This is a genomic window from Halomicrobium mukohataei DSM 12286 (assembly GCF_000023965.1).
GTDB classification, from domain to species: Archaea; Halobacteriota; Halobacteria; order Halobacteriales; family Haloarculaceae; genus Halomicrobium; species Halomicrobium mukohataei.
Window position 1 is genome coordinate 15,831 of the sequence record NC_013202.1, and the last position, 23,503, is coordinate 39,333.

Consider the following 23,503-nt stretch of genomic DNA (forward strand, 5'->3'; position numbering starts at 1 on the left):
TGCCAGCTATAACCCTTGTGTCACAGACGGCTATTGCCGACAGCGGTGTCGCTCGCTTGGAGTCAGTACAGGGAGAGGTCACCCGTGACCGCGTCGATCCGGTCGTCGGCCGCCGGCCCGACGGCCAGCGCCGTGACGGTGCCCGGATCGAGTTGCGTGTGACCGGCGTCCCTGACGATCGCATTCGGCAGGCCCTTCCGCTCGGCGTCGTCGGCCAGGCGGAACAGCGCATCCTCGCCCGCGGCCGCGAGGACGACCTTCTTCTGACCCTGCCCTTTCCACTCGGACGTGGCCTGTCGATCGGCGTCCTCGTAGGCCATGAGCGAGGCGTGGGCGACCTGGGCCGCCAGCTTGCCTTCACCCATCCCGACGTCGGTCCGGGCGACGATGGCCTGCTTCATGCCAGTGGGGTGGACCCGGGCAGGTATATGTCTGGTCCCCGCTACGCTTTTCGCCGCCATCTCCACCTGAAACTACTCCACGCGAGCCGAGAGAGCCCCACGAGCACGGAACGGAACGTTTTCACCACCGCGCTCGCGAGTACGCGTATGATCCTCTCGGATACGGACATCCTGCGACGGCTCGAAGCCGGCGATCTGGTGATCGAGCCACTCGACGACATCGACCTGCAGGTCCAGCCGGCCAGCGTCGACCTCCGGCTGGGCCGGGAGTTCCTGGAGTTCCAGCACGCCAACATCCCCTGCATCCACCCCGACAGCGAGCAGGAGACCGAGGAGTACACCGAACGCGTCACCGTCGACGGGGACGACGAGTACATCCTCCACCCCGGCGACTTCGTGCTCGGGACGACCCGCGAGCGCGTCGAGATCCCGGCCGACCTGCTCGCCCACGTCGAGGGGCGGTCGTCGCTGGGTCGGCTAGCGATCGTGGTGCACGCGACCGCCGGCCTGTGCGATCCGGGGTACCAGGGCCAGATCACCCTCGAACTGTCGAACCTGGGGACCGCGCCCGTCGCGCTGTCGCCGGGTATGCGGATCTCCCAGCTGACCTTCACCGAGCTAAAGACCGAGGCCGAACGCCCCTACGGCGAGGAACGCGGCTCGAAGTATCAGGGACAGGAAGGACCGCAGGCGTCGAAGATCGAGAGCGACCACGAATTCGGAGGCGACCAGAAGTGAACCGGACACCCGCACAGAGCAGGGGAGGGCGGTCGCCGTGAGGTTCGTCGAGGAGATCGTCGTCGACGAGTTCCTGCCAACCTTCAGGTCGCTGCTCGCGGAGGCGTTGCGCGAGCGTGACCTCACCCAGTCGGAGGTGGCCGAGCTGCTGGGGATCAGCCAGAGCGCCGTCTCGAAGTACGCCCACGGAGAGGTCGAGCGCAACGAGCGCCTGCTGGAGAACGACCGGCTGGCGGCGCTGATCGAGGAGTTGGCCGACGGGCTGGCCAGCGGCGAGATGACGCCCGTCCAGGCGTTGATCGAGACGGAAGTGGTCGTCCGCGAACTCGAACAGGGGGGCACGCTCGCGGCGCTGCACGAGGACGCCGTTCCGGAACTCGCCGAGTACGGCGGCGACTTCGCGGTCCACGACCCCGACAGCAATCTCCGGGAGGCAGAACAGACCCTCTCGTCGGTACGGCGCGGGCTGCGGCTGCTGGAGAACACCAGTGGCTTCGCCACGCTCATTCCGGCGGTCGGCTCCAACCTCGTCGAGGCCCTCAGCGACGCGACAGGCATCGAAGACGTGGCCGGCGTCCCCGGTCGGATCCTCGACGTGAAGGGGCGGGCGACGATCCCGGCCGAGCCGGAGTTCGGCGTCAGCGAACACGTCGCGGGCGTGTTGCTCGCGGCACAGGCCGGCGGTGCGGACGCGAGCGCGATGGTGAACATCCGCTACGACGACGGCGTCGTCGACGACCTCGAAGCCGCGGGGTACACGACGGTCGCGTTCGACGCCGAGGCCGACACCGAGACCGCGATCGGGGCCGCACTCGACGAGTGCCCGGACGCCGACGTGCTCTACCAGACCGGCGGCATGGGAATCGAACCGATCAGCTACGTGATCGGGCCCGACGCCAGCGCCGTCGCGGAGATCGTCCGCGAGATCGCGTGATGGGCGACGTGCGCTCGTTCTACGGCCGGTGGGCGCGCCTCTACGACTGGCTGGCGACGCTGCCCGGCGTCCGGTCGTGGCGGCGCGCGGCAGCGTCCGACCTCGACCTGGCAGCCGGCCAGACCGTCGTCGAGATGGGGTGTGGCACCGGCGCGAACCTCCCGCACCTGCGGTCGGCGGTCGGCTCCGAGGGGCGTGTCCTCGGACTCGACGTGACACGGGCGATGCTCGACCGTGCGCGCGGTCGCGGCGACGCCGACCTGCTGCGAGGTGACGCGACGCGACCGCCCCTACAGAGTGGCGTCGACGGCTTGCTTGGGACGTTCGTCGTCGGCATGTTCGCCGATCCCCGCTCGGTCGTCGACGAGTGGTGTACCCTCGTCGGACCCGGCCACCGGGTCGCACTGTTGCACTTTACGAGGAGCCGGCGTGCGTGGGCGCGACCGATCGACGCCTGCTACCGGGCGTTCGTCTGGGCGTCCTCGACCGACAAGCGCCAGCGCGACGTGGCCGACAGCCACGACCGGCGCGTCGAGGAGGCCTATCGACGGCTGGCCGAGCGCACGGCGGACTACCGCGAGCGACGGCTGGCCGGTGGCTACCTCCGGCTGGCGAGTGGCCGCGTCGAGTGACGGACGGTCGGCAACGGTGGTCCGGACGACGAATCAGGGGCGGTACCGCTCGGCGTGGGCCGGGCAGAACGCGGTTCCCTGGAGCTGTGCGGCGACGACGCCGGGCTGGCGGTGGGGGTTCGCCAGTCGGCAGCCAGACTCCTCGCAGAATCCCTCGCCCGTCTCCAGATAGTGGTACGCCTGCAGGACGTAGCCCTTGAGCGCCTCGGTCGTGCGCGGGTCGTCTTCGACGAGAAACTCTCCCTCGACCTCGCTCTCTAGGACCTCTCGTGGCGGGGAGTCGCCAGCGACCATCGCGTGCTTCTGTTGTTCCTTGTAGTACTGTTCTGGCTTGGCGGGGGCCTCGTAGAGCCCCGGGACCGACACGAGCGCCGGCTGACCGAGGACGTTGACGCGCTTGTGCCAGCGGCCGTCGTGGTCGCCCCAGGTTCCGAGGACGCGATCGAGCACCGGAACGTGGAGGTGATCGAGCCCGCGCTCGTCGGCGGGCAGTCGTTCCCCGAGGCTCCGCTGGACCTGCAGGCCGTCGTAGATGACGCCGCCCGCCCGCTCGGGGTGGTCCAGCGCCCGCTGCTCGTAGCGAACGATCCCCAGCATCGTGTTGCCCGTCTCGCGCTCGTACGGCGAGAGCACCCGCGCGGCGGCGAACGCATCGGCCAGCTCGTCGTCGGCGTACAGATCGAGGAAGCGATCCCGCACCTCGACGCCGGCCTCGATCCGCGCGGCCAGCCAGTCGGCGATAGCGTCCACGTCGGCGACCGTCGTCGGTGCCCGGTACAGTGTGACCCGTTCGACCATGTATGAGTGAGTGGTACCATTCAGTGAAACAGTTGCGGTCTGGGCCAACGGTAGAGAACAGATCGAGCATTCGCGCGAACGAGCGGTTCGAAGAACCCGGAAGTTCGCGCGATTCACCGTCAGAGCAAGCTCTGACGAGCAGTGCGTTCGCGGCTTTTTCACCACCGGAAGACTCATTTCACTCGTCTTCCGAGCCTTGCCTCGCTTCGCTCGGCAAGACCACGTCTTTGCAAGGGGGTACCCACAGCGCCGCGAAGCGGCGCGAGGAAACCCCCGCAGTAAAAAGAGGGTCAGTCGTCGGCGACGACCGGCTCGTCCTCGTCGGCGAGAAGTCGGTCGATGGCGTCGACCATCGCGTGGACGGAGGCCCGGGTGATGTCCGAGTCGCTGTTGGAGACCGTCACCGTCCGGTCGCCCCGAGACATCTCGACCTCGACGGTGACGACGGCGTCGGTGTTGCCGGTGATGGCGTCGACGTGGTAGGAGTCGAGGTTCCAGTTGACAGAGCTACCGAGCGCTTCCTCGATGGCGGTCATCGCGGCGTCGACCGGGCCCGAGCCGGTGGCGCTGGCGGGCTCGCGTTCCTCGCCGTCGACGGCGAGGCGGATGCTGGCCGTTGGAGTGCCGCCACCGGCGATGGTCGTCAGATCGAGCAGTTCGACGCGGCGCTCGCGGTCGGTGCCTTTGACCTCCTCGGCGATGGTCAGCAGGTCGGCGTCGGTGACCCGTCGGCCGCGGTCGCCGATCTCCTTGACCCGCCCGACGATCGTCGCGAGCTCGTCGTCGCTCACGTCGATGTCGTGCTCGTCGAGCGCGGCGGCGACCCCCGCGCGCCCGGCGTGTTTGCCCAGCGCGAGGCGGCGCTCGCGACCCACCTTCTCGGGCCGGTAGGGCTCGTACATCGCGTCGTCTTTCAGCGTCCCGTCGGTGTGGATGCCCGACTCGTGGGTGAAGGCGTTCTGGCCGACGACGGCCTTGTTCGGGGCCAGCTGGATCCCCGTCGTGTTGGCGACCAGCTGTGCGAGGTCGTACACCTCGGTCAGGTCCATCGTCTCGACGCCGTAGCCGTGATCGAGCGCGATGGCGACCTCCTCTAAGGCGACGTTGCCGGCCCGCTCGCCGATGCCGTTGATGGTCCCGTGGACCATGTCGGCACCGGCGGCGACGGCCACCAGCGCGTTCATCACCGCGAGCCCGAGGTCGTCGTGGGTGTGGGCGCTGACCGGCCCCAGTTTCGAGAGCCGGGAGACGGCTTCGAGCGCGCCGTCCGGCGTCGCGTGACCGACGGTATCGGCCCAGCAGATCCGGTCCGCACCGGCGTCGATGGCGGCACCGAGCAGTTCTTCGAGGTAGTCCAGGTCCGCCCGGGAGCCGTCCTCGCCGATGACCTCGACCCACAGCCCCTGCGCTTTGGCGTACTCGACCAGCTCGACGGTCGAGGCGACGTTGTCCTCCCGAGAGGTCCCGACCTTGTCCTCGACGTGGCGGTCGCTGGCGGGGACGACGAGGTTGATCCCGTCGACGCCACACTCCAGCGCGAGGTCGATGTCGTTGCGAATGCCACGGCAGAAGCTCGTCACCGTCGCGTCGAGGTCGAGATCGGCCACGCGGGAGATGGTCTTTCGCTCGCCCGGCCCGGTACAGGCGCTGCCCGCCTCGATCACGTCGATCTCGGCCGCGTCGAGCTGGCGGGCGATCCGTGCCTTCTCGTCGGGCGAGAGCGAGATTCCGGGGGCCTGCTCCCCGTCTCGAAGCGTGGTGTCAAGGAACTGTACGCCGTCAGCATCAGAGAGGTCCCGCGTCAGCGGGTGACCCCCGAACAATGTCGTCTCTGTCACGGTTGTGTCCTGCGAGTTATCGTCGCTGGCGAATTTCGCGCCCAGCCGCCGTGAGGCGACTTCCTCTATCCTCGTTGTCGGAATCCGACATAGTACTCGATGGTCAAGCGGCCGCCGCTGATTAATCTGTTGGGATCGTTTCGCACGGTCGGGTCACGACTCGATCACCACGCGGTCGCCGGGCTCGACGCCGTCGGCCGCGCCCGCCGGTAGCTCGACGACGGTATCGGCGCGGGCCATCCCCAGCCCGGTCCAGGGCGACAGCGTCTTCACCTGTGCGACCGTCTCGTCCCGGAGCCAGACCACGTCGATGGGGAACCGAACGAACAGCATGTGGATCGACTGGTAGCCGTGGTCGCCGAGCAGTGCCGAGAGCGGCCAGGGTGGCCCGTGGAGTCGAAAGACCAGCGCGTAGTCGTCTGGAATCGACTCGCGAAACATCAGCCCCTTCGCCTGTTCGACGGTCGACGCGGCCACTTCGACGGTGTCGGCGAGCGTCCGACGTTCGTCTCCATCCTCGTGGACGACGCGCATGGCCGTTGGTGGAGGCCGCGGGGCAAAACCCTTGCTGGCCCGAGACAGATTCAAGCGTCTCGATTCGTCAGTGGGCGTATGGAGAAGGCACCCGGCGGGACGAGCGTCGGCGTCGACGACCCGTACGCCCACGTCGACCGCTGTGACTGGATCACGGACGACGGGAAGTGCCGGTGGGCCGTCGAACACGGCCACCACGACCCCGACTTTGCCGACGCCCGCAGTGCCGAGGACTTTCAGTGTCCCGTCGTCGCCGGGGGAGACGACCACGACCCCAGCGTCTCCTCGACCGGTGAGCAGGCGGGCCGGTGGGACTGGGGAGACTGCCCGCACTTTCGGCGACGGGAACGCGACCGGGCGTGTACTCGCTGCGGGCTCGAAGAGCGACGGATGGCCCACACCGACGAGCGGCCGTTGCTGGAAGAACACCACCTGTCCTATCGCGAGGGGGGCGGCGACGACCTGAACCACGAGATCACGATCTACCTCTGTCGGTGGTGTCACGCGAAAGTCCACCAGTCGTGGGCGCGGATCGACGACGACGCGAACCCGGACCCGGAGGCCGTCGCCGAGCGCGAGGGGCGACGCACGCGCGAGCGGTCCGAGCTCGGGTTCGAATCGGCGGCCGAGCGGTACCGCGACGACGAGTGAGTGTTCTGGGTATCAGATGTGATACTCACAAGACACCGTTAAGCGCCCCATGTGAAAACTGAACACAAGCACTGCCATGGACCTCACCAAGCAGTCGCTGGGGCAGTCGTACGTCGTCGCGGCAGGCGTCGCCTTGAGTCTGGCGCTGCTGGGCCACGCCGTCGTCGCGTCCGAGCACGGCTGGCTAACTGCCGTCCTGATCGTCGGTGGACTGGTGCCGGCGCTGACGCTCGCTGGCGCGCAGTACTGGCTCCCGGCCAGTGGTATCGAGGGCGAGCAAGTGTGGCGCGTCGCCGAGTGGAGCAGTCTCGGAATCGGTATATTGACACTAGTCAACGTCGCGGTCCTCGCGTTCGGCCATCCACTGAGCGATCTCGGACCGGTGGTGCTGGCGACGAGCGTCGCCATCGGCGGCATAGCCGGTGTCCTCGTGGGGACGATGCTCGAACTGCGAAACACCAACGCACGGCTACAGCGGAGTAACGACGTTCTCAACCGGGTGCTCCGGCACAACCTCCGCAACGACCTGACCGTCGTCCTCGGCCATCTGAGCGAACTCGAAGCCAACGTCTCGGGACAGCAGGCCGACCGCGTCCGGCAACTCGAAGGAAAAGTCGACGAGATCGTCGCGACGACGGAGAAGGCTCGCGAGATCGACGTGGCACTCACCGCCGAACACCGAACGCAGCACCCTCTCGACGTGGTGTCCCACGTCAGGGAACGCGCCGAAGCGGTCGAGACAGCCTACCCGGACGCGACAGTCGAGACCGACCTGCCAGAGTCGGCATGGGTGTACGGGGACTGGCTCGTCGGGACCGTCCTCGACAACGTCGTCGAGAACGTGATCGTCCACGCCGAGGGCGACCCGTATCTCCGGATCGACTGCGAACGAGACGCCAGCGGTGTCACGGTTCGGATCGCCGACGACTGTCCGCGGATTCCCGACCACGAGCGCCCGATGTTCGATCACGGTGTCGAGACGCCACTGAACCACTCGACCGGGGTCGGCCTCTGGCTCGTCCAGTCGGTCATGGAGAGCTACGGCGGCGACGTGACACTGGCAGCCAGCGAGGCGGGCGGGAACCGGGTCGACCTGACGTTTCCGGCGGCACCGAGCGGGGACGAGGAACGGTTCTCCGATCGTCTGCGCCGAGCAGAGCACTGATACGGACGGTTGTAGGCGTTTACCCAGTCGACCGCACGACGGCGTGCGGTCGATCTGGTAAAGACCTACAACTTTCCGTATGACCCGTCAGGTGCGTTCGGTCGTTTCAAGAGATATATACGGCCCGATAGCGTCCCCTGTAGTAATGACCGAAATCGCCGTCATCGACAATCACGGCCAGTTCACGCACCTCGAACAGCGTGCGCTGCGCGACATCGGCGTCGACGTGGAACTCGTCGACAACGACACGCCGCCCGGCGAGATCGAGGCCGACGGCCTCGTCCTCTCGGGCGGACCGGACATGGACCGCATCGGCAACTGCCCGGCGTACCTCGACATGGACGTGCCGATTCTGGGCATCTGTCTGGGGATGCAGCTGATGGCCGACCAGCTCGGTGGCCGCGTCGGTGCCGGCGAGTACGGCGGCTACGCCGACGTGACCGTCCAGATCGACGACGACGAGGACCCGCTGATCGGATCGCTGGCCCCGGAGACGCGCGTCTGGGCCAGCCACGCCGACGAGGTCAAGGAAGTGCCAGACGGGTTCGAGCGCACCGCACAGTCCGACGTGTGCAACGTCGAGGCCATGAGCAACGGGACCGATCGCTTCGGCGTCCAGTGGCACCCGGAAGTCGCCCACACCGAAGAGGGCGAAGCGGTGTTCGAGAACTTCCTCGCCGTCTGTAACGGAGAGTGAGCCGTCGATACTGCAGGTAACCGATCCACCGCGGGAGGGCGCAGACGGGTACATTTAACCGGATCGATGGGGTGGCCTACAGTATGACAGCGACGCAAGGGAACCTCGCGGGGCTCTCGCGCTTTATCTTTCGGGCCCCTCGCTGGTACACGAGCGTGACGTTCGCGCTGGTGCTGGCGGCCGTCACTGGCATCGCCGCCTTCGACTCGCGGTTCGTCCTCGACGACGCCTGGCAGGGCGTGTTCTTCGTGGGGATTCCGACCGTCCTCGCGAGTGTCGGCACGGCCTACGTCGACAACGCCCTGGGCGGGCAGCTGACGCCCAACCGCGCGTCGCTGCTGGCGCTGTTTTGCGAGCTGATCGTCATCGCCTTCGTCGTCGGTGCCGGCGTCGTCTCGGTGCTGACGGCCTTCGACCAGGAGTTCGTCCTCGATTCGCTGCTGGTGAGTCTCGCCGCGATCTTCGCGTTCCGTCTGCTGGTCGTGATCGCCGTCTCCCGGAGTTCGCTCCCGGTCGCAGCGATCGCTGCGAGCATCCAGCCGGCCGCGGCGGCCGCGCTACTTGCGGTATACACGGGCACGACTTCGGCGCTGCTGGACGATCCGACGCTCCGGCGGTTCCTCTCGCGACCGGATCAGGCCCCGCCGGAGCTACAGTTCCTCCAGCCGGTCGACTTCGGCGTGCTGGCGCTGATGTGCGTGCTGTACGCCGGTGCAGTGTGGCTCTTTCTCGTGTTGCTGGATCGCCCGTGGCGCTCCAGTCTGGGCGTCTCGGTGCTCGATTTCATCCAGGGCTTCATCGGGCACATCGCCGAGGGGAGCCGCGAACTGGAGGACTTCTTCGAGGAACTCGGCGAGGAAGCGCTCGTTCCGGTGACAGTGCTGTCGGTTCGCCGCCCGGACGGCGAGGAGAAAGCCCGCTTCGTCCTCCCGATGATCCACCCGGGTCCGATGGGCGAGATCGGTGGCGGAAACCTCCCCAAACGAGTCGCTACCGAGGCCGACGGACTCGCCTTCCCGCCCCACGCCACGGCTGGCCACGACTTCAACCTCGTCACCGAACGCGAGGTCGACTCGATCCTCTCGGCGGCGCGGTCGGCCTATCGAGAGCTCGAATTCACCGACCGGGCGACGGCGAGCCGCCGGGTGGAGGAGGGGGACGCGTCGCTGCTGGGACAGGCCATCGGCGACGACGCCGTGATCGTCTCGACGTTCGCGCCGGGGTTCGCCGACGACGTGGAGTACGCCGTCGGCCTCTCGGCGGCTGCCGAAGCCCGTGCGGGCTCGCTGGACGAGATCCTGCTGGTCGACGCCCACAACAGCAACGACGGTCTGGAAGGCGAGGACCTGGGCCACGTCGTCCCCGGCAGCGAGCGCTCCTTCGACATGATCGACGGAGCCGGGAAGCTCGGCGCGGAACTGGCCGCCGCCGACCGGGGCCAGCTACGCTGTGGAGTCGCCTGGGACGAGACGCCCTGGGAACCCCAGGAGGGGATCGGCCCGCTGGGGATCCGCGTCGCCGTGTTCGAGGTCGAGGGAACCAGAACCGCCTACGTCCTGATCGACGGCAACAACATGGAACCGGGGCTGCGAGGCGACATTCTCGCCGCGCTCGACGGCATCGACGACGCCGAGGTGATGACGACCGACACCCACATCGTCAACACCGTCGAGGCGGAGAACCAGGTCGGCAGCTCGATTCCCGACGACGAGCTGATCGCGCTGATCGCCGAGCTGACCGAGCAGGCGATCGACGACATCGAACCCGTCGAGGCGGGGATGGCCAGCGAGAAAGCGACCGTCACCGTCTTCGGGAACGACCGGACCGAGACGCTCGCCTCGACGGCCAACGCCGTCGTCTCGCTGGGCGGCGCGCTCGCGGTGACGTTCATCCTCACCGTCTTGACGGTCAGTATCGGGATCTTCCTCGTGACCGGCGGGTAGGAACTATTATAGCGGCGTCGCGTATTAGGTGATAGATACGGTCGAAGGATGACCCGGTAACGCTCTTCTCGGGCCGGCGTGCCCGCCACGGTCAGCGTCTCGACGCGTCGCCAGCCCCGGCTACGGCGACAGCGACACCGCGATACACGACCAGCCATCGATGTCACTACCCGACCACGCAGACAGAGACGAACAGTACACCTGGGAGACCGGTCAGATCTTCGCGACGCCCGCAGAATGGGATCGGTACCGAGCGGAGCTGCAGGCCGACCTCGACGCGGCCGATCCACCCGCCGCCCCGATCGAATCGACGGCCGCGGCGCGCGAGCTCGTCGACACGGTCGCCGACTGGTACCAACGCATCCAGCGACTCGAACTGTACGCGACGCTCCGGGACTGCATCACGGACGACCCGGCGGCGAGCGATCGAGGCGGGACCGCACGCAGCCTCTCGACGCGAGTCGAGACGGCCGTCGGCGAGCACCTCGACCGGCTGCACAGCACAGACGCCGTGACGCTCGATCGGATCGAAGAGGCACTCGGAGAGCGACGGCGCTACTTCGCATCGCTCCGTGCGCGGGCCGCTCGCCGTCGATCGCCGGCGGTCGAGGCCGTCGTCGAGCAGTTCGCCGAACAGTGTTCCAGCGCCGACCGGATCGTCCGGGCCGTCAAGAACGACGACTTCGACGCCCCGACCGTCGAGACGCCCGACGGCGACGAGCGAACCGTCACGCTGGGCCGGTACGCGACCGAGCTCGCCGCTTCCGACCGCGACTATCGGCGGCGAGTGTACGAGTCCTCGCTGGATGGGCTCGCCACGTTCGAGGGGACGCTGGCGACGGCCTACGACGAGAAGCTCACGGCCGCCAGCACGTCCGCCGACGCCGTCGGCATCGACTCGATCCGGGAGCGACAGTTGACGAATCGCTCGTACCCGGAGGGCGGTATCGAGTTTCAGTTCCCGACGGCGCTGCACGACCGGCTGATCGACGCCGTCGGCGACGCGACGGGGCCCCGAGAGCGCGCTCGCGAGCGCCGCGCCCGACGGCTGGGGATCGACGCCGTTCGACCGTGGGACACCCAGGTCTCAGTCGCCGACGCCCCCGAACCCGAGATCGAGTACGAGGCCGCCGTCGGACACGTCGTCGACGCCGTCGCACCCCTCGGCGAGGCGTACCAGGAGCGCGCCCGCCGGTTCTTCGCGCAACGGCGCGTCGACGTGTACGAGTGTGCGGACAAACGCAGCGACATCCCCGCGTTCTGCCCCTCCTCGGCCGAAGACGGTGCCTTCGTGCTCCTGAACTTCCAGCGGGACGTGCGAACGGTGTTTCACCTCTGTCACGAACTCGGCCACGCGCTCCACGTCGAGCACCACCGTGAGGGGCCCGCGATGTACGCTACCGGCCCGCGCCCGATCTCGGAGGTGCCGAGCGTCCTCCACGAGGTGTTGCTGACCGAGCACCTCGCCCAGCAGAACGGACCACTGGCCGCCCACGCCCGCGAGCGACTGCTGCAGTCACTCGAAATGCTGCTGTACGAGCAGGCCGCGAACGCGGCGTTCAAGCGTCGCCTCGCCGCGACCGTCGACGGCGGGGAGCGCCTCACCGCCGACCGGATCGCCGACGCCTACCGCGAGACACTGGCGCGGTTCGACCCCGCGCTCGAACCGTGTGACCGGACACGGTTCGAGTGGCTCACCGGGGCGCTGTTCCGCGACGCCTTCCACCACTACCAGTACGTTCTGGGTGCCGTCGGCGCGCTCCACGTCCGCGAGTCGCTCCGAGACGGACGCCTCGATCCCGCGACCTACCGAGAGTTCCTCCGCTCGACGGGACGAGACGACCCCGTGTCGCTGTTCGAACGACTGGGCGTGGATCTGACGACGAGTGCGCCCTACGAGCGGGCGGCGCAGGCGTTCGAGGGATATCTGGATCGCTGGACGTAGGCCGACGACTCCCACAGCGCTCGCTGGAAGAGCTCTGTTCGCAGAGAAACGCCGAGGGAGAGATTTGAACTCTCGTGTCCTGAACGGACAGTTGCTCTCGAAGCAACCGCCTTGGCCGGGCTAGGCTACCTCGGCTCACTTCATCGTAGCGCGATGTGCTCTTTATCGGTTTCGGTTCGGGCCGGGAGTGACAACCGTTGGACAGCGCCATCCCGATGCCTCCGACAGTAATATTGCGTGTGGCTGACAGAGGAGGGCATGAACGTGACAGAAGCCAGCGACGTGTGTTCGCGGGTGTTAGACGAGATCGGATCGGCGGTGATCGGCGAGCGAGCGTTCTTCGAGACCGTCCTGCTGGGGGTCGTCGGCCGCGGTCACGTGCTGCTGGAGGACGTACCCGGCACCGGCAAGACGCTGACGGCACAGACGATGGCCCAGACGCTTGGCCTCTCCTTCTCGCGGATCCAGTTCACTCCCGACCTGCTGCCGGCAGACATCACCGGGACCCACGTCTTCGACGAGCGCGAGCGGAGCTTCGAGTTCAACGAGGGGCCGATCTTCGCCAACGTCGTCCTGGCCGACGAGATCAACCGCGCACCGCCAAAGACCCAGTCGGCGCTGCTGGAGGCCATGGAGGAAGGTCAGGTCACCGTCGACGGCGACACCTACGAGCTGCCACGGCCCTTCTTCGTCATCGCGACCCAGAACCCGGTCGAGATGGAGGGCACCTTCGAGCTGCCCGAGGCGCAGGTCGATCGCTTCCTCGCGAAGACCTCGATCGGCTATCCCGACGAGGACGGCGAGTTCGAGTTGCTCCAGCGTCGGGCCGGCCGCGTCGAGCAGAGCCCCTCCGTCGAGACGGTGCTGTCGCCCGAGGACGTCGACGAACTGCGAGCGCTGCCCGAGTCGATCACCGTCGAGGACGACGTGTTGCGCTACGTCTCCAACGTCGCACGGGCGACGCGAGAGCACCGCCACGTGGACGTAGGCGTCTCGCCCCGTGGCACCCAGCGACTCTTCGAGGCGGTCCGCGCCCGAGCGCTGATCCGCGGTCGGGAGTTCGTGACGCCCGACGACGTGAAGGCCGTCGCACAGCCGGTGCTGGCCCATCGAGTCGTGCTGACGCCGGAGGCCCGCGTCGAGAACGTCGCCGAGGCGGCCGTCGTCGAGAGCGTGCTGGACGACGTGCCCGTGCCGACCGTGGCTCGCCAGTAGCGTCACCGGTCGAGCGCGTAGGTAAACAGCAGTGCCGCGCCGAGCAACAGGACGATCGCGGTCGTGGGCTGTCCGGTGCTCGCGGCGTCGTAGACGACGTAGCCCACGACCGCGACCACGGAAGCGACCGCGACCGTCACGCCCACGTGTGCGAGCTGGGCACGCGTCGAGACCGCCGCGTGTCCGAGTTGCCGACCGAGGCCGATACCGTGCTCGCCCGCGTCCCACGCGACGACCGCCGCCCCCGCAGCGACCAGCATCGGGACGGGCGAACTCCCCGCGACGCCGGCCAGCAGGACGGCCCCGAACAGCCCCGCGGAGCCGATCCGGTGGAGCACTCGCGAGCCCCGACGCACGCCGATCGGGACCACGACGAGGCCGCACAGCCCGACGGCACCGGCGAGGGGCGTCGTCGCGCTGACCAGCACGGTCACGAGCGCGGCGGCGACCGCGACCGCGACCGAGGCCGTACCGGGTCGCGCGTCGATGGACTCCGCGTCGGCGTCGGTGGTGCGCGTGCTCATCGCGACCCCCCGTCCCAGCGGGCGAGCGCGTGCGGGAACGGTTCCGTCCCGTCCCAGTCGACGACCGGGATGTTGCGCTGCCGGAGGTCGGCGATGCGCAGCGACCGCCTGACTCCGGCCAGTCGGTGACCGACGGAGTCGTCGGCCGTCGGGTCCGGCGAGATCACCGTCGTCCGGTGGCCGTTGGCGTCGAGTCGGATCGCAGAGCCGGCCACGCGATCGTCGGTCAGCGGCGAGAACACGACGATCTGGGCGTCCGTCGGCGCGCGACGCCTGATCCGCTGGACCGCGGCGTAGAGGGAGGTCTCCGCGTCGGGCCCAGACGGAGAGAGCGCCGGCTCCGTCGAGAGGAACTCGCGTGCTCGAACGCGGTGTTCGTCCCCGTTGCCCGGCGAGAGCCAACACTCCGTCGGCGACAGCGCCGTCAGCCCCACGTCGTGGCCCGCGTCGGTCAGCGAGACGTAGGCGTGACCCGCCGCGTCGACGGCCGCGTCGAGCGCCGTCCGGGCCTGTGGCGCTGGGGCGGCGTACGCTGCCTGTCGGGCGTCGACCACCAGCACGACCGAGACGCTGCGTTCGACCCGGTACTGGACGGTGGTGAGGTCACCAGTCCGGGCGGTGCGGTTCCAGTCGACCCGGTTCAGCGGGTCGCCCGGCCGGTACTCGCGGGTCGCGTAGAACTCCACGCCGGGCCCGCCGGTGTCCGCCGGGAACCGTCCCGTGTGACGGGTGGTCTGTGACCGCAGCGGAAAGGAGACGCTCTGGCTCGGCAGCGACGCCTCGCAGTCGACGGTGTCTGGCGCGTCGACCGTGCCGCGTCGCTCCGTGGCTCCGGACGCGTCCCGAGTGAGGATCGTCGTCGGCTCGAACTCGTGGCGACCCCGCCGAGCCCGCAGCGAGTAGGCGAACGTCGTCTCCTCGCCCGGTCGGAGCGCGGTCGCCAGGCGGGGTGACCCCTCGGCCACGGTCATCTTCGGCGGGACGCCGTCGACGAGCCGCAGGTCCGGCATCGTCCGGTCGCTCTCGTTGCGCACCGTCACGGTCACCGCGACGGTGTCGTCGGTGTCGGGAGCGTCGTCGCTGATCGAGCGCTCGACGCTCACCTCGACCGGCGGCGGCGAGGTGACCTGCCCGTAGCCCGCGAAGGCGATCCCGAAGGCACTGGTCAGCAGGAGGCCGGACTCGCGGGTCAGGACCCCCGCTCCGAGCGCCAGGAGCGCGAAGACGGTGACGGCGTACCACCGCCTCGTCCGGCGGTCGACGACCGTGCCCGGCTCGATCTCGAACTCGGCCGCTTCGTCGGTCACGTCGGCAGAGCGCGTGGCCGCCGCCGGAATCGAGCTGAACGACATCAGGCCTCACCACCGTCCTCGACGATGCGGTCGAGCTCTGCGGCCACGCGGCCGGCACGTCGCGGGAACGGCCCCGACCCCCAGAACGTGCCGGTGACGGACTCGCGCAGCGACGAGCCGGCACCGCTGGCGGACGCGAAGAACTCCGCCGCAAGCTCGTCGTCGGTCCAGGTGCCCGCTTCGAGGCGGCGGCGCGCTTCCGTCTCGGAGAGCCCACGGTACTGTGTCAGCACCGACAGCGCCGCGTCTTCGAGGTCGCTCCGGACCGCGAGCGCCCGCTGGTCTCCACCGGAGACGCCGAACGAGGGGGCCTGCGAGAGTACGGCGTCGAACTCGTCGCCCGGCACGGCGGCCGGCCGGCCACGCTCCGGCTCGGGGAGCGAGCCGGCGTCTGGGTCCCGCCCGAACCACTGGTAGGCGCGATACAGGCCCGCGAGGACCGCGAGGCCAGCGAGCACCGTCGGGAGCAACGGCGGCAGCGAAACGACGGCGACGGCGTCGGGAGCGAACGCGAGCACGAGGCCGACGACGGCGGCACCCGTCGCGCCTGCCAACAGGAGCCTGCGGCGGTTCATCGGTCGCCCTCCGAGCGCAGCCGATCCAGCGCGGACCGCGCGCTCGTCTCGCGCTCGCTGGTCGGCGGGCGCTGGCCGTACCGGACCTCGCGGAAGCGGTCGGTCAGCGTCGCCACGGCGTCTCGGTCGAAGCCCGCCACCCGCGCACGAGCGGCGATCTCCGCGGGCGTCTGGGTCCGGCGGTCGGCGTCCTCGACCTCGCTCGCAAGCTCCCGCCAGGCCCGATAGACCGCGTTGGTCGCCTCGGCGTCGGCGTCTTCGAACCGGCCGCTCGCGCGTGAGTCCGCGACGGTGTCCGGCTCGCGGGACGGCCCGGGAGCGTCGGCGACAGTTCCCGTCGACGCGTCGCCGTCTGGCGTCAGCCGCGACGCGAGCACGACGAGGCCGGCCACGAGGACGACCGCGCCGATCACGAGCGCGACCAGCGGGAGCGCGTCGGACACCGCGTCTGTGGCGACGGCGCTGGCGGAGCCGCCGCCTTCGAGGTGCTCTGGCGATCCCGAGGTCGAGCGCTCGGTGTCGGGCTCGCCCCAGGAGAGCGTGAACAGCTGGGAGCCAAACAGCACGAGCCAGGCGACACCTGCGGGGACGACGGTGGTGACGGCGTGTTTGAGCAGTTCGGGCACCGCGCTGGCACCCTCTCGCCACAGTCGATACCCGACCCACGCCAGGTACGCGGCGGTGCCACCGACGAGCAGGAGTTGCAACGCGGGGCCGACCCAGTTGCCGAACGGAGACGAGGCGTTCGGGGCGGCCGTATCGGCCATCTGCTCGGCGGTGTAGCCGGTACCGTCCGACGAACCCGCTCCCGCGCCCTCACTCTCGCCAGTCCCGACCGCCGTGGCGGTCTCTGGACTGTCGAGCCCCGCCGCGGCGGCGGAGATCGCGAGGACCCCCAACACGACGACGAGCGCCGGTCCGATGCGGTCGATAGTCATCGACGGCCCGTTCGAGACACGCACACGTAAAATTACAGTATCAAAGCGCCGATGGATAGCCGGAGCGCGTCGGTCGAAGGCGGTCCGCGGCGATCACGCGCCGTCGGGATCGCCGTAGCCGCCACCGCCCGGCGTCTCGACTCTGACGGTGGTGCCGGCCTCGACCGCGCGGGTGTGCTTCGAGGCAACGGCCTCGCCGTCGACGAAGTTCTCGCCGACGGTCCCGTCTGTGCCGCCGGCTCGTCCCGCTGGCGGCGTCTGGCGGCGATCGGTCAGGAGCGAGACGGTGGCGTCGGTCTCGACGACGATCTCACGGACGAGTCCGTCACCGCCGCGATGGCGGCCGGAGCCTCCCGTGTCGGAGCGCAGCGAGTACTCGGCGACCCGCAGCGGGTACGCCGCCTCCAGCGCCTCGACCGGCGTGTTTCGCGTGTTCGTCATCCCCACCTGGACGCCGGAGGCACCGTCCCGGTTCGGCGTCGCGCCCGCGCCGCCGCCGATGGTCTCGTAGTAGGTGAAGTCCGGTCCCCCGACGACGAGATTGTTCATCGTCCCCTGGCTCTCGGCCGGGACGCGGTCGGGTGCGGCCTCGGCGAGCGCGTCGAAGACGACCTCGGTGATCCGCTGGCTCGTCTCGACGTTGCCGCCGACGACCGCTGCGGGCGGCGTCGGATTCAGCAGCGATCCCTCGGGAGCTTCGACCGTGACGGGATCGTAACAGCCCTGGTTCGGTGGGATCTCCGGGTCCGTGATACATCGTATGACGTAGTAGACGGCGCTCTCGGCGACGGCGAGCGGCGCGTTCACGTTGCCCGCGACCTGCGGGGCGGTCCCCTCGAAGTCGACCGTCACCGCGCCGTCCGCGACGGTCACGGTCGCCTCGATCGGTACCGCCGTGTCGGTCACGCCGTCGCCCTCGATCGTCCCGGCGGCCTCGTAGGTGCCCGGTTCGAGGGCCGACAGCTCTCGCTCCATCCGCGCTCGCGAGTAGTCGACGACGGCGTCGAAGGCCGCGAGCAGCCCCTCACCGTGGTCGTCGAGCAGCTCTCCGATCCGGCGGGCACCGCGCTCGTTGGCGGCCAGTTGGGCCTGTACGTCGGCCCGGCGCTGGGCCGGGTTGCGGACGTTCGCCAGCACCAGCTCTAACACGTCGTCGACCACCGTTCCGTCGGCGACGATCCGGACCGGCGGCACGCGCAGCCCCTCCTGCTGGATCTCGCGTGCCCCGGCGGGCATGCTGCCGGGAGCCATCCCGCCCACGTCGGCGTGATGTGCCCGCGAGACGGCGTACGCCACGATATCGTCGTCTCCGGTAGGTCGGTCGCCGGACCGGGACCGACCACCAGCTCCCGCCCCGATCGGCGAGACGAAGGTCACGTCCGGGAGGTGGGTGCCACCGGCGAAGGGGTCGTTGAGCGCGAACACGTCGCCGGGCCGTGGATCCCGGTCCCGGATCGCGTCGACGGCACGGGGCATCGCCCCGAGGTGGACCGGGATGTGTTCGGCCTGTGCGACCAGCCGCCCGTCGGCGTCGAACAGCGCGGTCGAGCAGTCCCGACGCTCGGTGATGTTGGGCGAGTAGGCACCCCGAATCAGCACCTCGCCCATCTCCTCTGCGACGCTCTCCAGTTGGTTCCGGAGGATCTCCAGTTCGACCGCGTCGACGGCGTCGACGGCGTCGTCGGTCACGCCGATCCCTCCAGGCGGATCGTCCCCTCGTCGTCGGCGACGAGCGTCCACCCCGGCGGGCAGACGACGGTGCTCTCGCCGCCCTCGACGATCGCGGGGCCGTCGATCGACCGTTCCGGTACCAGCGCCGGCCAGTCGTAGATCGGCGTCTCACGACGCCCGTCTCCGAAGACCGCCTCGCGGGTCCCGACCCGCGGCTCGCCGCCCCCTTCGAAGGATCGCTCCGGAGCCGTCCCCTCGATCGTCGCCGTGACGCGGCAGTTGACCAGCTCGACGGGTTCGTCGTCGAGCCGGTAGTCCCGCGCGCGCTCGTGTGCCGCGTGGAACCGCTCTCGCAGGTCGGCGGGGCGGAACGGCTCGCTCACGTCGACGGTGAGTTCGTGGCTCTGGCCGACGTAGCGGAGGTCCGCCTGCCGGCGATACGTCGCCGCGTCGGGATCGCTCACGTCCGCACGGACGCGGCCGCGGAGGTCCTCGTATACGTCCTCGATCGTCGCCCGCGTGGCGTCGCCCAGCGTCGTCCGGTGGGTTCTGACCGCGTCGTGGTGCTCGGCCGCCGCCAGCAGCCCGAACGCCGAGAGGACGCCGCTGGCTCGCGGGACCACCACCCGATCGACGCCGAGTCGATCGGCCAGCGGGGCGGCGTGCATCGGCCCGGCTCCGCCGAAGGCGGCCAGCGCGAACCGCCGAGGGTCGTGTCCGCGCTCGGTCGTCACGCCGCGGATCGCTCGCGTCATCGTCGCGTTGGCGACCCGGAAGACTCCCCGCGCCGCGTCGACCGGGCCGTCGAGGTCCGCCGCCGTCGCGAGATCGTCCAGCGCGGCCACGGCAGCGTCGGCGTCGAGACCGAGGTCGGCACCGAGCGTCGTGTCGGGGCCGAGATACCCCAGCACGAGCGCGGCGTCGGTCACCGTCGGTTCGGTCCCGCCCCGGCCGTAGCAGGCTGGACCGGGGTCGGCACCGGCCGACGCCGGGCCGACGCGGAGCGCACCCCCGGCGTCGACGCCGGCGATCGATCCCCCGCCCGCGCCGACGGTCTCGACGTCGACCATCGGGATCCGGATCGGGTGACCGCCGACGGCCGCCTCGGTCGTCCGCTCGACCGAGCCGTCCCGGACCAGCGACACGTCGCTTGAGGTCCCGCCCATGTCGAACGTGATCACGCCGTCGGCGTCGTCGGGCTCGAAGGCGGCGGCACCGACGACGCCCGCAGCGGGTCCGGACATGACGGTCGTCACCGCTCGCTCGCGGACCGTGGCCGGATCGGCGATGCCGCCGTTTGCCTGCATGACCCGTGGTGCCGGGAGCCCGCGGTCGGCCGCCCGCTCCGCGAGCCGATCGAGGTAGTCGTCGACGACCGGCGTGAGGACGGCGTCGGCGACGGTCGTGGCCGTGCGTTCGTACTCGCGGAACTCGGACAGCACCTCGTGGCTGGCCGAGACGGGCACGTCGAGTTCGGACCGGAGGATCGCCGCCACACGCCGCTCGTTGTCCGGGTGAGCGTACGCGTGGAGGAAGGCGACCGCGACCGCGTCGGCGTCGATCTCCGCGGCCAGCGCCCGCACCTCGTCGGGATCGACCGGCCGCTCGACGCCGTCGGTCGTCGCACGTTCGTCGAGTTCGTAGCGCCGCGCTGCGGGGACGAGCGGCGTCGGTCCTCGCGCGTCCAGATCGTAGAGACTGGGACGGTCCTGTCGGCCGATCGCGAGCACGTCGGCGAAGCCCTCGGTCGTGACCAGTGCCGTCGTCGCTCCCGACCGTTCGAGCATGGCGTTGACCGCGACGGTCGTGGCGTGGCGAAAGCGGTCGACAGCGGTCATCTCGACGCCGGCCCGGTCGCAGGCGCGTTCGACGCCGTCGAGTACGCCCTCGCTCTGATCTGCCGTCGTGGGTACTTTCGCCGTCGTCAGCCGTCCGTCGGCGACGACAACCACGTCCGTGAAGGTGCCGCCCACGTCGACCCCCAGCAGCGTCTCGTCCATATCGGTCGCTGGGTCGGCTGGAGATAAACTGTTGTGACTCGGCTACAGATCGTGTTCAGATAAGCCGGTGCATCGTCTGCAACTCATACTGCCGGCTGTAACTTCGTGAAGATCTTCGCCACCCCAGGGTGGCGAAATCGTTCACATATTTAGAGCCGGTAGTATCAGCAAGCGCGGTCGCTTATTTGAACACCACCGTCGGCGGCGGTGTCCTCGCCCTGCTCGCGGTGCTCGGGGTCGGGCTGCGCCTTCGCGACTATAGTAGCCATTGAAAATCAATGCACACCCGATCGCACGACGGCAGTGCGATCGGTGTGTAATCGTTTCAATTGTTACTATAGACGACCGTCCCGCCAGTCGGCGTCGAGGCCGAGACGGGTCGACGACGCCAGCACGGGCGTGGCAACCGAACGACAATTTTTATTACCACCATAGCTGCAGTTAGTTTTGAAACAGGAGACAACGATGTCACGCTATTACCCACCAACACCCGTCCTCGTCGCCGTCCTCGTCGGCGCGGCACTGACCGGCGGCGTCGCCGCACAGACAGACACCGCCGAGACACCGACCGCGTCGTTCACCCACGAGGAGACTCTGACCGTCGAATCCGGGCCGAACCAACAGATCCGCGGGACGACGTCACTGGAAGCGGGCGCGGAAGTGACGGTCAGGATCCGGTCGGCGAACGCCAGCGATCCGTTCATGGCGCGGCCGACCGCGACCGTCGACGAGAACGGCGCGTTCACCGTCACGGCGAACCTGAGCAACATGTCGCCGGGAACGACGTTCACGGCGGAGCTCCGCATCGATGGAGAGGCGTACGCGGAAACGACCGGGCAGGTCGTCGAGTGCGCGGACGACTGCGATGGGACGGCGGCCGAGACACAGAGCCCGACAGAGACCGCCGCGTCCGACACCGGGACGCATACGGTCACGGAAAGAGAGCCACTGACGACCGACGAACCGGGCTTTGCCACAGCTCCGCGCGTTCTGACGGTTCGAGAAGGAGACTCGGCGGAGCTACTCGTCTCGACCGGCAGCCGCGATCGGGTCGCCCTGGTGATCGGCAGCGAGGACGCAAACTATCGACTCAACGCGACGCTCGTCGACGGTGACGGTGACGGGCACGTCGCGGCGATGTTCGACACCGGGGCTGCGGGACGCCCCGCGACGACACTGACGGCAGCCAGCGAGGGCGACCGCGTCGTGATTGACTCGGAGACCGAAAGCGGGATCGAACTCGCGGAGTACGATATGGACCTCTACGCAAGCCGTAACCACGACGACATCCTCGCACTCGGGACGCTGTCGGTCCGCAGTGCTGGTGGAGAGTCGACTGAGAACGAGACATCCGATTCGGTGTCGGCGCAATCCGAGACGACCGTCGCTGACACCGCAACCGCCGACAACCGATCCGCGACGACGGCGAGCGATGGGCCGGGCTTTGGCGTCTTCGGCGCGCTCGCTGGAATGATCCTCTCGATCGGGGCCGGCGCTCTCCGATCGAAACGCGACTGACAATCTGGCCCGTGGGTACCGGCCTACGGCAACTCGACTTCGAGCGCGTCCAGAATCGGTTCGAACCGCGACCGTACCTCGCCGTACTCCGTCGTCGGGTCGCTGCCCGTGACGATGCCCGCGCCGCCGTACAGCGCGAGCCGTTCGTCCCACGTCAGCCCCGCACGGATCCCGACGACGAAGGTGCCGTCGCCGTCGCCGTCGACCCAGCCGACCGGCGAGGCGTACCAGCCCCGATCGAACGGCTCGACGTCGCGGATCACGTCGCTGGCCGCGCGTCGGGGCGACCCACCGACTGCCGGCGTCGGGTGGAGACGCTCGGCCAGCGAGAGCACGCTCGTCTCGCTCGGGACCGTGGCCGTGATCGGGCGGTGGAGGTGCTGGAGGTTCGTGATGCGCTTGATCGACGGTTCGGCGACGGTCACGTCGTCGGCGACCGGGCGCAACGCGTCGGCGATCGTGTCGGCGACGATGCGGTTCTCGACCTGGTACTTCTCGTCGCCCAGCATCGCGTCGGCCAGATCGGTGTCCTCGGCGGCGGTCTCGCCCCGGTCGGTCGTCCCCGCCAGTGCCTCCGTCTGGACGTGGCCGTCCGCCAGCGCGACCAGCGTCTCGGGGGTCGCACCGAAGAACGTCCGCCCCGGCGTCGGGGAGAAACAGAACGTCGTACAGTTCGGGTACGTCTCGCGCAGGCGCGAGAGCACCGGGGCGACCGGAACGGGAGCGTCGAGGTCGACCGTGAGTTCCTGTGCGAGAACGACCTTGTCGAGTCCGTCGCTCTCGATGCGGCCGATCACGTCGTCGACGGTCCGTTCCCACTCCTCGCGGGACAGCGACCAGTGGAACGCCGTCGCCTCGGGCTCGGTACCGTCGTGGGTGCCAGCGTCGGTCAACCGGTCGGCCCAGCCGTCGAGTTGGCTCGACAGCTCGGAGTGTTCGTCTTCCGGAACCGTGACCGTCAGCCAGGTCGCGTCGTCTCCGGCGACGATCTGGGCCCGCGGCAGGACGAACGTGCCGTCGTCGAAGTCACGCCAGTGGCTCTGTGTGTCGGCGGGCACGGTGTTGCCGTCGAAGAAGGCGAACCCACCGACCGCGCGAGGGGCGGCGATCTCGGGGGCGTCAGGTCCGTCGACGGCTCCGAAAAGCTCCGTCAGGCGGTCGTCTGCGGTCTCGAATCGATCGGGGCTGTCGACCGTCACGGCGGCTGTCGCGCCGACGGCGAGCAGGTCCGGCTCCTCGGGGTGGAGCCAGCAGAATCGCCGCCGGTCGGGGACGGCACCGGCGGCAGCGAGCGGGGACACGTCGATTCGTCGGGACGCGGAGACGTACGTTTCGGCACCGACCGAAGCCGGCTCGGTCTCGGCCGCATCCTGTCTACTCATCAACCAAGATTAGGAGTGGCAACTTATATTTCGCTCGTTCCAGCGAAGGCCA

The 23,503-nt window shown here is 69.2% G+C and carries 21 protein-coding genes and 1 tRNA gene; 10 read left to right on the top strand and 12 right to left on the bottom strand.

What is annotated here, in order from left to right:
- Positions 1-62 precede the first annotated feature (62 nt).
- Entirely contained in the window at positions 63-401 is a 339-nt protein-coding gene (gene pth2, locus HMUK_RS00100; protein WP_012807564.1) for a peptidyl-tRNA hydrolase Pth2, read from the bottom strand.
- A gap of 147 nt (positions 402-548) precedes the next feature.
- Between pth2 and dcd the strand changes: the two genes are divergently transcribed.
- Genes dcd through HMUK_RS00115 form a run of 3 tightly spaced genes read left to right on the top strand, consistent with a single transcriptional unit; the run spans position 549 to position 2,705 of the window.
- Positions 549-1,139 carry a dCTP deaminase gene (gene dcd / locus HMUK_RS00105; protein WP_012807565.1) on the top strand — a complete coding sequence of 197 codons (591 nt, stop codon included), beginning with the start codon at positions 549-551 and terminating at the stop codon, positions 1,137-1,139.
- A 37-nt stretch (positions 1,140-1,176) separates the two neighbouring features.
- A complete protein-coding gene (locus HMUK_RS00110; RefSeq protein ID WP_012807566.1) occupies positions 1,177-2,073 on the top strand; it encodes a thiamine-phosphate synthase family protein in 897 nt (298 codons plus the stop codon).
- Positions 2,073-2,705: a class I SAM-dependent methyltransferase gene (locus tag HMUK_RS00115; protein ID WP_012807567.1), complete on the top strand. Its 633-nt coding sequence runs from the start codon at positions 2,073-2,075 to the stop codon at positions 2,703-2,705. The genes HMUK_RS00110 and HMUK_RS00115 overlap by 1 nt, the downstream gene beginning before the upstream one ends.
- A gap of 33 nt (positions 2,706-2,738) precedes the next feature.
- Here HMUK_RS00115 and HMUK_RS00120 read toward each other — a convergent pair whose 3' ends face one another.
- From HMUK_RS00120 to HMUK_RS00130, 3 genes are all read right to left on the bottom strand, one after another.
- Positions 2,739-3,503, bottom strand: coding sequence for a DUF7001 family protein (locus HMUK_RS00120; protein WP_012807568.1), 765 nt, complete (start codon positions 3,501-3,503; stop codon positions 2,739-2,741).
- A gap of 290 nt (positions 3,504-3,793) precedes the next feature.
- The gene (locus tag HMUK_RS00125) at positions 3,794-5,326 is read right to left on the bottom strand and encodes a (R)-citramalate synthase (RefSeq protein WP_049940680.1); all 1,533 of its coding nucleotides are present in this window, start codon (positions 5,324-5,326) and stop codon (positions 3,794-3,796) included.
- A 168-nt stretch (positions 5,327-5,494) separates the two neighbouring features.
- The gene (locus HMUK_RS00130; RefSeq protein WP_012807570.1) at positions 5,495-5,875 is read right to left on the bottom strand and encodes a DUF192 domain-containing protein; all 381 of its coding nucleotides are present in this window, start codon (positions 5,873-5,875) and stop codon (positions 5,495-5,497) included.
- A gap of 78 nt (positions 5,876-5,953) precedes the next feature.
- Here HMUK_RS00130 and HMUK_RS00135 point away from each other — a divergent pair, with 78 nt between their 5' ends.
- The 5 genes from HMUK_RS00135 to HMUK_RS00155 all read left to right on the top strand — a co-directional run bounded on the left by HMUK_RS00135 (position 5,954) and on the right by HMUK_RS00155 (position 12,276).
- Positions 5,954-6,526 (top strand): DUF7097 family protein, encoded by a 573-nt coding sequence (locus tag HMUK_RS00135; RefSeq protein WP_012807571.1) that lies wholly within the window; start codon positions 5,954-5,956, stop codon positions 6,524-6,526.
- Between the two features lie 76 nt (positions 6,527-6,602).
- Positions 6,603-7,691 (top strand): sensor histidine kinase, encoded by a 1,089-nt coding sequence (locus tag HMUK_RS00140; RefSeq protein WP_012807572.1) that lies wholly within the window; start codon positions 6,603-6,605, stop codon positions 7,689-7,691.
- Between the two features lie 145 nt (positions 7,692-7,836).
- Positions 7,837-8,388 (top strand): GMP synthase subunit A, encoded by a 552-nt coding sequence (locus HMUK_RS00145; protein ID WP_012807573.1) that lies wholly within the window; start codon positions 7,837-7,839, stop codon positions 8,386-8,388.
- Between the two features lie 83 nt (positions 8,389-8,471).
- Complete coding sequence (locus HMUK_RS00150) at positions 8,472-10,331, top strand: DUF2070 family protein (RefSeq protein WP_012807574.1); 1,860 nt, start codon at positions 8,472-8,474, stop codon at positions 10,329-10,331.
- 160 nt (positions 10,332-10,491) lie between these two features.
- Complete coding sequence (locus tag HMUK_RS00155; protein WP_012807575.1) at positions 10,492-12,276, top strand: M3 family oligoendopeptidase; 1,785 nt, start codon at positions 10,492-10,494, stop codon at positions 12,274-12,276.
- A 49-nt stretch (positions 12,277-12,325) separates the two neighbouring features.
- Here HMUK_RS00155 and HMUK_RS00160 read toward each other — a convergent pair.
- Positions 12,326-12,411: transfer RNA gene (locus HMUK_RS00160), tRNA-Ser, on the bottom strand.
- Positions 12,412-12,534: 123 nt separating this feature from the next.
- On the opposite strand from HMUK_RS00160, the gene HMUK_RS00165 reads away from it, so the two are divergent.
- Entirely contained in the window at positions 12,535-13,491 is a 957-nt protein-coding gene (locus HMUK_RS00165) for an AAA family ATPase (RefSeq protein WP_012807576.1), read from the top strand.
- 2 nt (positions 13,492-13,493) lie between these two features.
- Here the strand turns inward: HMUK_RS00165 and HMUK_RS00170 are convergent, their stop codons facing one another.
- From HMUK_RS00170 to HMUK_RS00195, 6 genes are all read right to left on the bottom strand, one after another.
- Complete coding sequence (locus HMUK_RS00170) at positions 13,494-14,015, bottom strand: DUF7519 family protein (RefSeq protein WP_012807577.1); 522 nt, start codon at positions 14,013-14,015, stop codon at positions 13,494-13,496.
- Entirely contained in the window at positions 14,012-15,367 is a 1,356-nt protein-coding gene (locus HMUK_RS00175) for a DUF58 domain-containing protein (RefSeq protein WP_012807578.1), read from the bottom strand. Before HMUK_RS00175 ends, HMUK_RS00170 begins: the two co-directional genes overlap by 4 nt.
- Positions 15,367-15,942 carry a DUF7269 family protein gene (locus HMUK_RS00180; RefSeq protein WP_012807579.1) on the bottom strand — a complete coding sequence of 192 codons (576 nt, stop codon included), beginning with the start codon at positions 15,940-15,942 and terminating at the stop codon, positions 15,367-15,369. Before HMUK_RS00180 ends, HMUK_RS00175 begins: the two co-directional genes overlap by 1 nt.
- Positions 15,939-16,880, bottom strand: a complete 942-nt coding sequence (locus tag HMUK_RS00185; protein ID WP_012807580.1) for a DUF4129 domain-containing protein — start codon at positions 16,878-16,880, stop codon at positions 15,939-15,941. Before HMUK_RS00185 ends, HMUK_RS00180 begins: the two co-directional genes overlap by 4 nt.
- Before the next feature lie 93 nt (positions 16,881-16,973).
- Positions 16,974-18,569, bottom strand: coding sequence for a hydantoinase B/oxoprolinase family protein (locus HMUK_RS00190; protein ID WP_012807581.1), 1,596 nt, complete (start codon positions 18,567-18,569; stop codon positions 16,974-16,976).
- The gene (locus HMUK_RS00195) at positions 18,566-20,551 is read right to left on the bottom strand and encodes a hydantoinase/oxoprolinase family protein (RefSeq protein WP_012807582.1); all 1,986 of its coding nucleotides are present in this window, start codon (positions 20,549-20,551) and stop codon (positions 18,566-18,568) included. The genes HMUK_RS00190 and HMUK_RS00195 overlap by 4 nt, the downstream gene beginning before the upstream one ends.
- A gap of 465 nt (positions 20,552-21,016) precedes the next feature.
- On the opposite strand from HMUK_RS00195, the gene HMUK_RS00200 reads away from it, so the two are divergent.
- On the top strand, positions 21,017-22,069 hold the full coding sequence (locus HMUK_RS00200) for a BGTF surface domain-containing protein (RefSeq protein WP_012807584.1): 1,053 nt from the start codon (positions 21,017-21,019) through the stop codon (positions 22,067-22,069).
- A 23-nt stretch (positions 22,070-22,092) separates the two neighbouring features.
- Here HMUK_RS00200 and HMUK_RS00205 read toward each other — a convergent pair whose 3' ends face one another.
- Entirely contained in the window at positions 22,093-23,451 is a 1,359-nt protein-coding gene (locus tag HMUK_RS00205; RefSeq protein WP_012807585.1) for an isochorismate synthase, read from the bottom strand.
- Between the last annotated feature and the right edge of the window lie 52 nt (positions 23,452-23,503).

Excerpts from the sequence above, each read along its gene's own strand:
- pth2 (WP_012807564.1), bottom strand. The coding sequence starts at position 401 with ATGAAGCAGGCCATCGTCGCCCGGACCGACGTCGGGATGGGTGAAGGC.
- dcd (WP_012807565.1), top strand. The coding sequence starts at position 549 with ATGATCCTCTCGGATACGGACATCCTGCGACGGCTCGAAGCCGGCGAT.
- HMUK_RS00115 (WP_012807567.1), top strand. The coding sequence starts at position 2,073 with ATGGGCGACGTGCGCTCGTTCTACGGCCGGTGGGCGCGCCTCTACGAC.
- HMUK_RS00120 (WP_012807568.1), bottom strand. The coding sequence starts at position 3,503 with ATGGTCGAACGGGTCACACTGTACCGGGCACCGACGACGGTCGCCGAC.
- HMUK_RS00130 (WP_012807570.1), bottom strand. The coding sequence starts at position 5,875 with ATGCGCGTCGTCCACGAGGATGGAGACGAACGTCGGACGCTCGCCGAC.
- HMUK_RS00135 (WP_012807571.1), top strand. The coding sequence starts at position 5,954 with ATGGAGAAGGCACCCGGCGGGACGAGCGTCGGCGTCGACGACCCGTAC.
- HMUK_RS00140 (WP_012807572.1), top strand. The coding sequence starts at position 6,603 with ATGGACCTCACCAAGCAGTCGCTGGGGCAGTCGTACGTCGTCGCGGCA.
- HMUK_RS00145 (WP_012807573.1), top strand. The coding sequence starts at position 7,837 with ATGACCGAAATCGCCGTCATCGACAATCACGGCCAGTTCACGCACCTC.
- HMUK_RS00150 (WP_012807574.1), top strand. The coding sequence starts at position 8,472 with ATGACAGCGACGCAAGGGAACCTCGCGGGGCTCTCGCGCTTTATCTTT.
- HMUK_RS00155 (WP_012807575.1), top strand. The coding sequence starts at position 10,492 with ATGTCACTACCCGACCACGCAGACAGAGACGAACAGTACACCTGGGAG.
- HMUK_RS00165 (WP_012807576.1), top strand. The coding sequence starts at position 12,535 with ATGAACGTGACAGAAGCCAGCGACGTGTGTTCGCGGGTGTTAGACGAG.
- HMUK_RS00170 (WP_012807577.1), bottom strand. The coding sequence starts at position 14,015 with ATGAGCACGCGCACCACCGACGCCGACGCGGAGTCCATCGACGCGCGA.
- HMUK_RS00175 (WP_012807578.1), bottom strand. The coding sequence starts at position 15,367 with ATGTCGTTCAGCTCGATTCCGGCGGCGGCCACGCGCTCTGCCGACGTG.
- HMUK_RS00180 (WP_012807579.1), bottom strand. The coding sequence starts at position 15,942 with ATGAACCGCCGCAGGCTCCTGTTGGCAGGCGCGACGGGTGCCGCCGTC.
- HMUK_RS00185 (WP_012807580.1), bottom strand. The coding sequence starts at position 16,880 with ATGACTATCGACCGCATCGGACCGGCGCTCGTCGTCGTGTTGGGGGTC.
- HMUK_RS00195 (WP_012807582.1), bottom strand. The coding sequence starts at position 20,551 with ATGGACGAGACGCTGCTGGGGGTCGACGTGGGCGGCACCTTCACGGAC.
- HMUK_RS00200 (WP_012807584.1), top strand. The coding sequence starts at position 21,017 with ATGTCACGCTATTACCCACCAACACCCGTCCTCGTCGCCGTCCTCGTC.
- HMUK_RS00205 (WP_012807585.1), bottom strand. The coding sequence starts at position 23,451 with ATGAGTAGACAGGATGCGGCCGAGACCGAGCCGGCTTCGGTCGGTGCC.